Source organism: Vibrio owensii (assembly GCF_002021755.1).
Lineage (GTDB): Bacteria > Pseudomonadota > Gammaproteobacteria > Enterobacterales > Vibrionaceae > Vibrio > Vibrio owensii.
In genome coordinates, this window is sequence record NZ_CP019959.1 from 2,454,600 (window position 1) to 2,468,392 (window position 13,793).

Here is a 13,793-nt window from a genome sequence, read left to right on the forward strand (position 1 = left end):
ACGATTCATCAACAGATGGCAATTATTACGCAATGTACGCATTAGAAATTGAACAGCTTCGCAAGACCTATGCGGGCGGATTTGAAGCGTTGAAAGGCGTCAGCTTACAAGTCGAAAAAGGTGACTTCTACGCGCTTCTAGGGCCGAATGGTGCAGGTAAATCAACCACTATTGGCATTATCTCTTCTTTGGTAAACAAAACCTCGGGTACAACTAAGGTTTTTGGTTACGACATCGATACGCATCTTGAATTAGCGAAGCAGAACCTAGGCTTGGTGCCACAAGAATTCAACTTCAACCAATTTGAAACGGTTGAGCAAATTGTAATGCAGCAAGCGGGCTACTATGGCGTATCCAAAGAGCTTGCTAAAGTTCGCGCGGAAAAATACCTAACTAAGCTCGATTTGTGGGAAAAACGCAAAGAACGCGCACGTAATCTATCAGGTGGTATGAAGCGTCGCTTGATGATTGCCCGTGCTTTGATGCATGAGCCTCAGCTGTTGATCCTTGATGAACCAACGGCGGGTGTTGATATCGAATTGCGCCGCTCTATGTGGGACTTCTTGAAAGAGATTAACCAAGAGCAGGGCATTACTATCATCCTAACAACCCACTACCTTGAAGAGGCAGAAATGCTGTGTCGTAACATCGGTATCATCAATAAAGGTGAGTTGATTGAGAACACGACGATGAAAGCGCTGCTCGGCAAACTTCGTGTTGAAACCTTTATTCTCGATGTCGAGCTTGAAGGTGAAATGCCGATGTTAGAAGGGGTAAATAGCCAGATGATGGTGAACGGCTCTTTAGAAATTGAGCTGGATAAGAGCCAAGGTTTGAACTCGGTATTTAGTCAGCTTTCTGAGCATGATGTGAAAGTGCTTTCAATGCGTAACAAAGCCAACCGTTTGGAAGAGCTGTTTGTCAGCATTGTACGTGGAGGTAACCAATAATGTATAAGTTGTATTGGACAGCTTTCTGTAGCCTGTTGACCAAAGAGATCAACCGCTTTACTCGTATTTGGGTGCAAACCTTAGTTCCGCCAGCGATCACTATGACGTTGTACTTCATCATCTTCGGTAGCTTGATTGGCTCTCGTATTGGTGAGATGAACGGCTTTAGCTACATGGAATACATCGTGCCGGGTTTGATCATGATGTCGGTGATCACTAACTCGTATTCGAACGTCGCATCATCATTCTTTAGCTCCAAATTCCAACGCAATATCGAAGAGCTACTCGTTGCACCGGTACCAAACTACATCATCATTCTTGGTTTTGTTATGGGAGGTGTGGTTCGTGGCTTGCTGGTGGGCACCATCGTTACTTTCGTGTCGCTGTTCTTTGTTGATCTGCAAGTTGACCATTGGGGCATCATCATCGCAACGGTGTTTATGACGTCTGTTGTGTTCTCATTAGGCGGTTTGATCAATGCAGTTTACGCAAGAACGTTTGATGATATCTCTATCATCCCTACGTTTGTTTTAACCCCGTTAACCTACCTTGGTGGCGTATTCTACTCAATCAGCCTATTGCCTGAATTCTGGCAAGGCGTGTCTAAGTTGAATCCTATCGTCTATATGGTGAATGCATTCCGTTACGGTTTCTTAGGTGTGTCTGATGTAGGCATCGTCACCTCATTTAGTGTTCTGACCGTATTTGTTATCGCACTGTACGCTGTGGCGCATTACCTCGTGACTAAAGGCATTGGCTTAAGAAGTTAATCCGAACAAAGTTTGAAAGAGCAGCCAGAGAGCTGCTCTTTCTTTATGCACATCGATACATTCCCATACAAATTTTCGACTTCTAACATGCTAGGTTTCATTCAACTGTTGTAAATGCATTTGATGCAAATGAGTGAAGCCATGAATATTGTCCCCTCTCCATCTTTCTCCTTTAAATTGCTTCTTCCTAAATACTGGTCTGTTTGGTTCGCTTTTGGTCTTTTGGCACTGATTGTCAATCTACTTCCATACTCAGCCTTACGTTTTCTGGGGCGAAGTATCGGTTCGCTTGCGATGCCGGCCATGAAACGTCGTAGAGGCATTGCTAAGCAAAACTTAAAACTCTGCTTTCCAGAATACAGCGCTCAAGAATGCGATGAGTTGGTAAAGACAAACTTTAAATACACGGGTATGGCGCTCATCGAGACGGGAATGGCTTGGTTTTGGCCTGATTGGCGAGTGAAGCGTCTAGCCAAGGTGGTCGGAAAAGAGCGTTTACTTGAGCAAGAGAGAAATGGACGAGGTGTGCTTGTGGTATGTAGTCATCACCTTAACCTTGAAATGACGGCGCGTATTTTTAGCCAGTTTGCGAAAGGTTATGGGGTATATCGACCGAACTCGAACCCAGTTTATGAATTCGTCCAGCATCGTGGACGCACTCGCTGCGGGCACCAAATGATTGATCGAAAAGACGTGAAATCGATGCTCAAAGTTCTGAAAAATGGACAGCGCTTGTGGTACTTACCGGATCATGATTATGGTGTGAATAATTCTGTTTTTGCACCGTTTTTTGCGGTTGAACAAGCGGCAAGTACGGTGGGTTCGAGCGTGTTGATTGATGCGACCAAGTGCGCTGTGATGTCCGGAGTGACGGTCATGAGCGGAAACCAATATACGCTTTATATCGGTCATGACCTTAGTCAGCAGTTTGAGCGACGTAATCCTGTCAAAGCGGCCAGTATTTTGAATCAAGAACTAGAAGGCATGATCAGAAGAGATATTCCAGCATGGATGTGGCTGCATAAGCGATTCAAGACGCGTCCTGAAGGGCTTGAATGCGTTTACTCATAAAACCATCCATCAGACACAAAAAAGGTCGGCGTAGTGCCGACCTTTTCGTTTATGCATTTCGCTTATTCAGCGTTTGCTGAATTCGCTTCGCTTGATTCTTCTTCTTTGGCTTCTACAACCATATCAACCGTTTGGTTGTCGATAAGGCGAGCTTTACCTAAGAATGCAGACATCAGGATCACCGCTTGAGTGGTCTCTGCAGTAATCGCTTGAAGTGTACGAGCATCACGAATGAAGATTTCATCTGGCTGTAGACCTGCTGCACGCAGTTGGTCGTTCGCATCTTCAATCACAGAAGCATAATCGTCACGGCCGCCGCGCATAGCACTGCTGATCCAACGCATAGTGCGAGCTAAAACTGGAGCACGTTGGCGCTCATCAATCGTCAGCAGACCATTGCGAGAGCTCATCGCTAAGCCGTCCATTTCACGTACAGTTGGTACGCCAATGATTTCGATGTCCATTCCTAGGTCATCAACCATCTTGCGAATCACAGCAAGCTGTTGGAAGTCTTTCTCACCAAAGCAAGCCACATCAGGCTGAACGATATTGAACAGCTTGTTTACGATGGTGGTAACACCACGGAAGTGACCTGGGCGAGAAGCGCCTTCAAGGATGGTTGACAAGCCCGGTACGTCAACAAACGTTTGTTTGTCCAAGCCTTCTGGGTAGATGATTTCTGGTGTTGGAGTAAACACCATTTCTACACCTTCGCCACCTAGTTTGCTTAAGTCTTCTTCTAGAGTGCGAGGGTAGTTATTTAAATCGTCTGCACGGTCAAACTGCATCGGGTTTACAAAGATGCTTACGACAACGACATCAGCGTATTCACGAGCTTTACGAACAAGCGTCAAGTGACCTTCGTGTAGATTGCCCATGGTTGGGACAAACGCCACTTTTCGACCTTCACGCTTAAAGGTTTTCACCTGTTCACGAATCGCTGAGATTTCCGCAAAAGTTTGCATGCATTTATCCTCTAGGCAATAGTGTGAGCTGCGTCTGGGAATGCACCGCTTTCGACATCAGCCATGTATTGAGCCACGGCTTTGCGCATATCGCCTGTTTCAGCAAGGAAGTTTTTCGAGAATTTTGGCATGTAGTTCGCCGAAATTCCAAACATATCGTGCATTACAAGAATTTGACCATCAGTCACGTTACCAGCACCGATACCAATCACAGGTACATCAAGTACTTGAGTAATACGGTCCGCCAATTCAGCAGGAACGCACTCTAGCAAAACAATTTGAGCGCCAGCTTCTTGCAGTGCCAGTGCGTCTTTCACCATGCGATCCGCTTTTTCTTGGTCTCGGCCTTGTACTTTGTAACCACCAAAGATGTTTACAGATTGAGGTGTTAGGCCTAGGTGAGCACAAACAGGAACTGCACGTTCAGTTAGCATCTTAACCGTATCAACTAACCAATCGCCGCCTTCGATTTTTACCATATTTGCACCAGCACGCATTAGCGTTGCTGCGTTCTCACACGCTTGCTCTGGCGTTGCGTAGCTCATGAATGGCATATCAGCCATCAATAAGCAATTCGGGCTACCAGCGCGTACACAGCGCGTGTGATAAGCAATATCTTCAACGGTTACCGGTAATGTATCGTTTTTACCTTGCAGAACCATGCCTAGAGAGTCACCGACCAATAGAACAGGCATTTCTTGGCTTTCAAAAAGTTGGGCAAAGCTTGCATCGTATGCAGTTGAAGTAGCAAATTTACGACCTTCTTGCTTCCACTTAATCAGGTCGTTAATGGTCATTTTTTTCATTGTTTTATCCTCACTAGGAGTTGGCTATGACTGCCAAATATTGAGGCCGTTACGATCTACTTGTGCAAGTAGTGACGACACCTCTGTCCCGTCTGGGAGTTGTAAACTTGGTGCAATTTCCGCAAGAGGGTAGAGTACGAACTCGCGCTCTCTCATTCCATAGTGTGGAACTGTCAGTCTTTCGGAATCGATCACCTCATTGCCATAAAGAATCATGTCGAGATCCAAAGTTCGTGGACCCCAGCGTTCATCTTTACGGACACGCCCTTGCTCTTGCTCAATCGCTTGGGTGCAATCGAGCAGCTCAAGAGGCGTCAAATTGGTTTTTATCGCCACAACCGCATTGATGTAATCCGGTTGGTTTTGCGGTCCCATCGGTGTACTGCTGTAAAGTGATGAAGCCTGCACAAACTCAGAGTTTGGTAATGTTTTAAGGGCTTCGATCGCTTGCTTGGCTTGGCTAACAGGATCAGCCAAGTTACTGCCTACCGCAATGTACGCTGTGATCATGACTTAGGCTTACTCTTTTTCTTGCGGTAAGTTTTACGGCGGCGTTGACCGGTTTTAGGCGCTTGGCCGTCTAGGTCCGCAGCCATAGCTTGGCGCATTTCTCGGCCAGCATTTTGGAAAGTTTCCCACCACTTGGCAAGCTTCTGAGTATCACCGCCTTCAATTTCACCGCGCATTTCAAGAAAATCAAAGCCAGCTCTAAATTTGTTGAGCTCCATTAGGCGGAATGCACGTTTACCGTTGCGTCGTGGAAGGCGTAATTGCAGTTGCCAAATTTCACGAATCGTCGCTGTGTGACGGCGTGGAATGGCAATAGTACGAACTTGGTCATCAAGAATGATGTTGCTCGCTTCCATAATGGCGTCGTAATGGCACAGGTTGCGTTGTTCCATTAGTTTATCTGCCATAGCACATAGCGGGTACCATAGCATCGCTGCAAACATGAACGCAGGATTGATGCGCTTGCCTTCTTCGATTCGCATATCGGTCGAATCAAGCACTAAATCTAGCATTTGTTCGGTATGAGATTCGTAATCTTCAGTGAAGTGCTCAGCAATTACAGGGAACAACTGTTGGAACAGGTTGTATTCGCGCAGTAGGTGATAAGTCTCTAGGCCGTGACCAGATTGAAGCATCTTCAACGATTCTTCGAAAAGACGTGCTGATGGGATATCACGCAGTAGCGGTGCCATCTCTTCAATCGGTGCTGCGGTGTCTTCTTCGATATCGAAGTCGAGTTTCACAGCGAAGCGAACAGCACGCAGCATGCGAACAGGGTCTTCACGGTAACGGGTTTCTGGATCACCGATCAGGCGAACAAGACGGTCCTCTAGATCTTCAATACCACGAGCGTAGTCGTGAATAGAGTAATCTGCGATGTTGTAGTACATCGAGTTAATTGTGAAGTCACGGCGCTCTGCATCTTCATCAATAGTGCCGTAAACATTGTCACGAAGCAGCATGCCTTCTTTTGACTGCTGGGAAACGTTCTTGTTCTTTTGCTCTTGGTGGTGACCGCGGAAGGTCGCAACTTCGATGATGTCTCGGCCAAACATAATGTGGGCAAGACGGAAGCGACGGCCAATCAAACGGCAGTTTCTAAACAGTTGTTTGATTTGCTCTGGTGTCGCGTTAGTTGCGATATCAAAGTCTTTTGGTTTTTGTCCAAGCAGTAAGTCTCGAACCCCGCCACCCACAAGAAAAGCATCGAAACCGGCACCGTTTAGTCGGTATAGCACCTTCAGTGCATTATCACTGATCTGCTTACGCGAAATGTTGTGCTCTTCACGAGTAAGTACATTGAGAGCGAGTTCTGGGATCATGGCAGATTCGCTTGTTGTATTGTCGTTTGTATTCATGTGCATCTGGCAATAACTGGGTTTAATCCAATCTTGCTTTGGTTAGTTTTTATGCCTCTAGGGCCAATTTTGCGGCTAATGATAGCCTACACAGTGCCGTTTGAGAATCACGGTGTGATCTCGATCTCCGCTGGAAGCTGTTGCAAACGCCAATTTTCGCAGCCCCAACGTAGGATTTCGTCTACGTTAGCGGTTCGAATATCGTCAGGAATATCGAATCCTAAAAACGTCATTGCATGCAGCAGAGCTGGCTTCGGATTAGCGACATCAATGGCTGTCGCATGGTTTTGTTTCGACAGTTTGTTGCCGTTAGTGTCCATCGCCAATGGTAAATGCAAGTAGCTAACTTCTGGTTGTCCAAGAATTTGGTACAAGCTGATTTGACGACCTGTGGGCTCAATTAAGTCGGCACCACGGACGACTTCAGTCACCCCTTGGTCGATATCGTCTAATACTACCGCAAGATTATAGGCAAATAATCCATCTCGACGTTTAATAATGAAATCTTCATTTACTAACGCTTCAGGAATGGTCATCAAACCATGCTTCTGATCGAGGAAGTTGGCGATGGGCTTGGTCATTTTTAGGCGAATCGCACCTTCTTTCAAGCCTTTGTCGCGGCAAGTGCCGAGATAATAACCACCATGTTCTTTTATTTGCTTGCGTGTACATTGGCAATAATAAGCATCGCCATTCTCCAACCACGCATCAATTTGTGCTTGGTATAAATGGTGTCGTTCACTTTGATACACCACCTCACCATCCCAATGGAGTTGATAAGCTTGGAGCGCATTAAGAATATCTTCTGCCGCACCAGGCATTTCTCTCGGTGGGTCAAGATCTTCGATACGAACGAGCCAAGTCCCTTGATTGGCTTTTGCTTGAAAGTAGCTGCCAAGAGCGGCAGCTAAGGAACCAAAATGTAATGGTCCTGAAGGGGATGGGGCAAATCGACCTACATAGCGTGTCATGCGTGTATCTCGAAAGTATTCGGGTAAAACTAGAAGTTTAGCGTTAAAAAGCTAGTCAAAACAAAAAGGGAGCCTGAGCTCCCTTTCAATAATCATAATGCGTGGTTGATTAACCTTGCATCTGTTTCTCTTTGATTTCTGCAAGTGTTTTACAGTCAATACAAAGGTCAGCAGTTGGACGCGCTTCTAGGCGACGAACGCCAATCTCTACGCCACAAGATTCACAGAAGCCGAAATCGTCTTCAGTAATTTTGTCTAGAGTCTTTTCGATCTTCTTGATCAGGCGACGCTCACGGTCACGGTTACGCAGTTCTAAGCTGAACTCTTCCTCTTGAGAGGCACGGTCAACTGGATCTGGGAAGTTCGCTGCTTCGTCCTGCATGTGGTGTACAGTGCGATCGACTTCTTCCCTGAGCTGATTACGCCAAGCTGTTAAGATCTTTGTAAAGTGTTCAACCTGCTCTGGTGACATGTATTCTTCACCAGGCTTTTCCTGATATGGCTCCACACCGGCAATGGCTAGGATGCCTATCGTTTTCTTCTTTGATTCTGGCATACAGCATCTCCTACTTACACCTAGTCAACTGCATCGCAGTCAATTTAAGGCGGGTATCTATAGCAAAAAGAGGCGGTGCAGGCAATTACTGAATCGCAAACTTATCGTCAATGTGAAGACGACATCATTTTTTCTCTCAATTGATAAATTCAATAGCAGAGATTAGCTTGACTTCAGTGTTGCTCAGTTCGGCTTTATAGCAGAGAACTTCTACTCCAGCGTCTTGTGCTTGTTTTAGTAACGTTGAATATTTCGCGTCTATATGGTGCGCCGCAGATACTTTTTCAATACCTGAATGTAAAACAGTGAATAAAAGTATGGCTCTACTTCCAGTTTGTGCCATTTCTGTGAGCTCCCGCAGGTGCTTTTGTCCTCGCGTGGTCACGGCATCAGGGAAATAACCTTGTCCCGATGAACTTTCCTCATCAAGTAGGGTGACGCTCTTCACTTCTATATAACACTTTGATTTATCACTTGCGCTGAGCAAGATATCAATTCGGCTATTTTCATTGCCGTATTTCACTTCAGTTTGAAGTTGGTCATATCCCGACAGTTCCGAAATGACATTATTTTCAATTGCTTCTACCGCCAGTTGATTGGCACGAGCGGTATTTATACAAATACGATGCCCTTGTGGCGTTTCGCTCAGTTCCCAACTGTTTGGGTATTTGCGCTTTGGGTTATCAGAAGTGGAGTACCAAACTTTGTTGCCTGGAGTGGCACAGCCTGTCATTGCGCCAGTGTTTGCACAGTGAATTGTTCGAATCTCACCGTTATCCAATTCGATATCGGCAAGGAAGCGTTTGTAGCGTTTAAGTAGAGTCGCGGACTCTAGAGCGGGTTCGAATTGCATTTGCTTATTTAGCCAAGAGTGTTTTTATGTACAATGTGCCCAACATTACAACATAGGGTATTTCCTTTGTCACAATTGCCGATCGAAGCCGTGATGCCACAATTACTTACGGCGGTCAAACATCAACACCAAGTGATCCTCAAGGCAGCTCCTGGTGCCGGTAAATCCACTTACTTCCCACTACAACTTCTTAAAAGCCAAGCCGTGACGGGCAAGATTGTAATGCTAGAGCCTCGTCGTCTTGCTGCGCGCAATATCGCACGTTATTTGGCGCAGCAGTTGGGAGAGCAAGTAGGAGAGCGTGTGGGTTACCGAGTGCGCGGCGAGACAAAAGTGAGTAAGCACACTCAACTTGAAATTGTGACGGAAGGGATCATGACGCGCATGATCCAAAGTGACCCTGAGTTAGACGGCATTGACCTACTGATTTTTGATGAATTTCACGAGCGTAGCATTCATGCCGATACCGCCTTAGCGTTCAGTTTAGAAGTTCAAGAAGCACTGCGAGACGATTTAAAGCTGGTGGTGATGTCGGCAACGCTTGACCAAGATGCCTTGCAATCCTTATTACCGGAGGCGGTTTACATTGAGTCGGAAGGTCGTAGTTTTGAGGTAGAAACGCGTTATTTACCGCTTGGGGCGAATGATCATTTGCCGACCTCCATGGCAAAAACGATCGAGCACTTGATGAGCAAAGAGTCTGGCTCTTTGCTTGCTTTTCTTCCCGGTGTGGCGGCGATCAAACAAGTCAAAGAGCGTTTGTCCCATCTACCTGATAACGTCGAAGTGTGCCCTCTTTATGGTCAACTCAGCTTCGCTGAACAGCAAAAAGCGATCGCTCCCGCTTCTGGAGGTAAACGCAAAGTCGTGCTCGCGACTAACATTGCTGAAACTTCTTTGACCATTGAAGGTATTCGATTAGTCGTCGATTCTGGATTAGAGCGTGTGGCGCGTTTTGATTTGAAGAATGGACTTACCCGCTTAGAGCAAGTCCGCGTAGCGCAGTCTTCTGCGATCCAACGTGCTGGTCGAGCAGGGCGTATTGAAGAGGGGATTTGCGTCCGATTGTATTCAGAAAGCCAATTCAAGCAGCAACCGCAAGTTCCCCAACCAGAAATCCTGCACTCAGATTTAGCAAGCTTAGTAATGGAACTGGCATTTTGGGGAGCAGGGGATATCGCTGAGCTTAAATGGTTGAATATCCCTTCTTCAGCATCGCTTGCTCAGGCTAAACAGCTGTTGATTTCTTTAGGGTTACTTACCGAGCAAGGCCAACTTACTTCTGCAGGTAAAACGGCCCATGCTCTTGGTGTAGAGCCGCGCTCAGCAGCAATGCTGATTCAGACGCAGCAGCGCAGTGAAAAAATGCTAAATACCGCTTTGGCTGCGGTCGCCCTAATTGAAGAGCCTGAGCGCAATGTGACTAACATCGCGCATAGCCTACATCGCTGGGTAAGTGGTACACATGCAAAGAAAACGATATTGCACAAGCGATCTCAAGCGCTGGCGCACAAACTGGATACGGTATTCAGCTTACCTAATGTCGATGAGCGAGTGCTGGCGCTAGTATTGAGCTTAGCTTTCCCAGATCGCATTGCGCAGCAGCGTGTTAACCAATATGGTCGTTTTACTTTGTCGAACGGGCATGGTGCTGAGTGTCGGCCAGGAGAGACTCTTGGTGGTTGTGATTACTTAGTTACGATTGATTTGATGCGCTCGCATTCTAACTCAAGCCAAATTAACCTAGCTTGTGACTTAGATATCAACGCATTACAAGAAACGTTCGAGCACCTTTTCACGACGGCTGAGCTGGTTGATTGGGATGAGAAAAAAGGCCGTTTGATTGCCGAACGCCAAATCAAACTTGGTCAACTGGTGATTAAGCGCGAAGCGTTGCCGAGTCCGGGTAAAGAAAAAATGACACAAGCTTTACTCACTTATGTCCGCCGTCAGGGCTTACAGAGTCTAAACTGGACGTCGGCAGCGGAAAATTTGTTAGAACGTATTCGCTGCGCAGTGGAATGGTTACCTGAGCAAGCTTGGCCAAGTTTTGATGAGACCAGTTTGCTTAATGGCCTAGAAGAGTGGCTAGAGCCTTACATGAGCACGGTATCATCGGTGAAAGATTTGGCGAAAGTGAACCTAGTGGAAGCGTTGAACGCTCGATTAGGTTGGCCGTTGAATCAACAGATTGATGAGTGGTTACCAGAAGATTATCGCTTACCAACAGGTTCGAAAAAGCGCATTCGTTACCAATTTGGTCATGAACCAGTACTGTCAGTGCGTATGCAAGAAGTGTTTGGAGAGAGTACTTCTCCAACCGTGGCACAAGGTCGCAAGCGATTGGTGTTAGAGTTACTTTCTCCAGCACAGCGTCCTCTTCAGGTGACAACGGATTTAGCTGCCTTTTGGGCAGGAAGCTACAAAGAAGTGCAAAAAGAGATGAAAGGCCGATATCCAAAACACGTTTGGCCTGACGATCCTGCCACTCATGTAGCGACAACAAAAACAAAAAGACAATTGAATAATGACTGATACTAAAAAGCCCGGTGCAAAAAGAGCACCAGCCAAGAAAACAACGTCAAGTAAAACGACTGCAGCTAAGAAAAGCGGTGCGAAGCGACCGAGAAAATCGCCATCGAAAAAGCCAAGTAATGGCAAGCGGTCTTGGCTTAAAATCATTTGGTCATTTAGCTGGAAAGCGGGTGTAGCGCTTGCGGCGGTGTTGCTGTTTGTCGGTATCTATCTCGATAGTGTGGTGAAAGATCGCTTTGACGGCCAGCTGTTTGATCTGCCAACTGTCGTTTATGCGCGTATCCTCAATTTGAGTCCGGGTGAGAACATTACCATCCAAGAGATGCGTAATGAGCTTGATGTATTGAACTACCGTAAGGTAAGTCAGCCTCGTTATCCGGGTGAATACTCTTCTTCTTCAACGCGTATTGAGCTTATTCGTCGTCCGTTCGAGTTTGCTGACGGTCCTGAGCCTGATCGTCACGTCATGCTGCATTTCTCAAGCAGTGGTTTACAGCGCATTCAATCTCTGGAATCCAAAGGCGATCTTGGTTATCTGCGCATTGAACCTAAGATGCTAGGGATGTTGGAAAAAGATCAGAATGAACAGCGCCTGTTCTTACGTCGAGATCAATTCCCAGAAGTGCTTGTCGATGCACTGTTAGCAACTGAAGACCGTGATTTTTATCAGCATGATGGCGTTTCGCCGCTGGCGATTGGCCGTGCCCTTGTTGCTAACATCAAAGCGGGTCGTACTGTTCAAGGTGGTAGTACACTTACTCAGCAGTTAGCGAAAAACTTATTCCTGACACGTGATAAAACCTTGTGGCGAAAAGTCCGTGAGGCGTACATTGCTCTGATTCTGGACTACCGCTACAGCAAAGACCGTATTCTTGAAGCTTACCTGAATGAAGTTTACTTAGGTCAAAGCGGTGGAGATGCAATCCACGGTTTTGCTTTGGCATCACGTTACTACTTCGGTCAACCGATTCAAGAGCTTCGTATCGACCAACTCGCCATGTTGGTAGGTATGGTGAAAGGGCCGTCTTACTACAACCCAATTCGTTATCCTGAGCGCACTAAAACGCGTCGTGACTTGGTATTGCGTCTGTTGATGCAACAAGACATGTTAACCGCGCAGCAATATGAACAAGCGGTAAATCGTCCGTTAGATACACAAAGTAGACCTCGTATCGCGAGTCGTCAGCCAGCGTACTTCCAGCAACTGAACATTGAGCTGAAAGAAAAAGTAGGCGACAACTTCAAAGCTGAAACCGGCTTACGTTTGTTTACTTCTCTCGACCCGGTATCACAAAGCAAGTTAGAGCAAGCTATCGCGAAAAAAGTCCCTGAGCTTGCTAAACGTGCTGGTAAAGAGCTGGAAGCTGCAGCGGTTGCGGTTGACCGGCATAGTGGCGAGATTCGCGCTATGGTCGGTGGTAAACGTGTTGGCTATGAAGGTTTTAACCGCGCCTTGAATGCAAGTCGTCCAATTGGTTCTTTGGTTAAGCCTGCAATCTATTTGACCGCGCTAGAGCAGCCAGAGAAGTACAACCTTGCAACCACGCTTCACGATACTCCGCTTAGCTTGAAAGGCAGTAAAGGCAGCGTTTGGTCGCCGCGCAATTTTGACCGTAAGTTCCGTGGTGATGTGCCGCTGTACTTAGCGTTGGCGAAATCACTCAATGTGCCAACCGTGCGTTTGGGTATGGAGCTGGGTATTCCAGAAGTATCGGCTACGCTAGAGCGTTTGGGCGTGGATAAGAATGAAATTCGTCCAGTGCCTTCTATGTTCCTTGGTTCCTTCTCGTTGACGCCATTTGAAGTCGCGCAGATGTACCAGACAGTCACTAACTCAGGTAAGCGCGCCAAGTTATCGGCATTACGCTCTGTGATCGACATGGATGGCAATGTGCTTTATCAATCGCTACCTCGCTCATCTCAAGCAGTGGACCAACAAGCGGCTTGGTTGACGACTTACGCGATGAAGCAGGGGGTGGCACAAGGTACAGGGCGATTCCTACAAAGTCAGTTCGCATGGGCTGCTCTGGCAGGTAAAACCGGTACCAGTAATGACAGCCGTGATAGCTGGTTTGTGGGTGTCGACGGTCGTGAAGTGACAACCGTTTGGCTTGGCCGCGATGATAACAAGTCGACCAAACTTACTGGTTCAAGTGGTGCATTGCGTGTCTACGCGGAATACCTTAAACAACGTATCCCTGAGCGACTAGAGCTGCCTTGGCCAAAAGAAGTGACCACATTAGGCTTCCAAAAAGCCGCTAATGGTGCGCTGGAAATGAACTGTCGCAGTGAATACAAGCTGCCAGTGTGGGACAAGTCTGGACAAATCAAACAACAGTGTGAGAAAAAATCTAATTGGTTGAATAACCTATTTGATTGGTAAGACCACCAAAAACGCCATCACTGACTTGTGAAGTTGTTCAAATCTTAGTAAAAGTAGGTGTTCAA

General features: G+C 46.7%; 12 protein-coding genes. 5 read left to right on the forward strand and 7 right to left on the reverse strand.

The window, feature by feature from the left end; genetic code table 11:
• Positions 1–32: 32 nt before the first annotated feature.
• The 3 genes from A9237_RS11370 (at position 33) to A9237_RS11380 (ending at position 2,791) form a co-directional block, all read left to right on the forward strand.
• Entirely contained in the window at positions 33–950 is a 918-nt protein-coding gene (locus A9237_RS11370) for an ABC transporter ATP-binding protein (protein WP_078608199.1), read from the forward strand.
• Entirely contained in the window at positions 950–1,720 is a 771-nt protein-coding gene (locus A9237_RS11375) for an ABC transporter permease (protein WP_005439358.1), read from the forward strand. The genes A9237_RS11370 and A9237_RS11375 overlap by 1 nt, the downstream gene beginning before the upstream one ends.
• Positions 1,721–1,861: 141 nt before the next feature.
• Positions 1,862–2,791: a Kdo(2)-lipid IV(A) acyltransferase gene (locus tag A9237_RS11380; RefSeq protein ID WP_038894303.1), complete on the forward strand. Its 930-nt coding sequence runs from the start codon at positions 1,862–1,864 to the stop codon at positions 2,789–2,791.
• A 62-nt stretch (positions 2,792–2,853) separates the two neighbouring features.
• Here the strand turns inward: A9237_RS11380 and panC are convergent, their stop codons facing one another.
• The 7 genes from panC to sfsA form a co-directional block, all read right to left on the reverse strand.
• On the reverse strand, positions 2,854–3,756 hold the full coding sequence (panC, locus tag A9237_RS11385; RefSeq protein ID WP_078608200.1) for a pantoate--beta-alanine ligase: 903 nt from the start codon (positions 3,754–3,756) through the stop codon (positions 2,854–2,856).
• 11 nt (positions 3,757–3,767) lie between these two features.
• A complete protein-coding gene (gene panB / locus A9237_RS11390; protein WP_005439361.1) occupies positions 3,768–4,562 on the reverse strand; it encodes a 3-methyl-2-oxobutanoate hydroxymethyltransferase in 795 nt (264 codons plus the stop codon).
• A gap of 24 nt (positions 4,563–4,586) precedes the next feature.
• Positions 4,587–5,072, reverse strand: coding sequence for a 2-amino-4-hydroxy-6-hydroxymethyldihydropteridine diphosphokinase (gene folK, locus A9237_RS11395; protein ID WP_009707557.1), 486 nt, complete (start codon positions 5,070–5,072; stop codon positions 4,587–4,589).
• A complete protein-coding gene (gene pcnB, locus A9237_RS11400) occupies positions 5,069–6,436 on the reverse strand; it encodes a polynucleotide adenylyltransferase PcnB (protein ID WP_005439387.1) in 1,368 nt (455 codons plus the stop codon). Before pcnB ends, folK begins: the two co-directional genes overlap by 4 nt.
• A 101-nt stretch (positions 6,437–6,537) precedes the next feature.
• On the reverse strand, positions 6,538–7,401 hold the full coding sequence (gluQRS, locus tag A9237_RS11405) for a tRNA glutamyl-Q(34) synthetase GluQRS (RefSeq protein WP_078608201.1): 864 nt from the start codon (positions 7,399–7,401) through the stop codon (positions 6,538–6,540).
• 109 nt (positions 7,402–7,510) lie between these two features.
• A complete protein-coding gene (dksA, locus tag A9237_RS11410) occupies positions 7,511–7,957 on the reverse strand; it encodes an RNA polymerase-binding protein DksA (protein ID WP_005439389.1) in 447 nt (148 codons plus the stop codon).
• Between the two features lie 136 nt (positions 7,958–8,093).
• Positions 8,094–8,810 (reverse strand): DNA/RNA nuclease SfsA, encoded by a 717-nt coding sequence (sfsA, locus tag A9237_RS11415; protein ID WP_020196598.1) that lies wholly within the window; start codon positions 8,808–8,810, stop codon positions 8,094–8,096.
• Positions 8,811–8,876: 66 nt separating this feature from the next.
• Here sfsA and hrpB point away from each other — a divergent pair, with 66 nt between their 5' ends.
• Together hrpB and mrcB are read left to right on the forward strand one after the other, a co-directional pair.
• Positions 8,877–11,345 carry an ATP-dependent helicase HrpB gene (hrpB, locus tag A9237_RS11420; protein ID WP_078608202.1) on the forward strand — a complete coding sequence of 823 codons (2,469 nt, stop codon included), beginning with the start codon at positions 8,877–8,879 and terminating at the stop codon, positions 11,343–11,345.
• Positions 11,338–13,728 carry a penicillin-binding protein 1B gene (gene mrcB, locus A9237_RS11425; protein ID WP_054823994.1) on the forward strand — a complete coding sequence of 797 codons (2,391 nt, stop codon included), beginning with the start codon at positions 11,338–11,340 and terminating at the stop codon, positions 13,726–13,728. The genes hrpB and mrcB overlap by 8 nt, the downstream gene beginning before the upstream one ends.
• Positions 13,729–13,793: the final 65 nt, after the last annotated feature.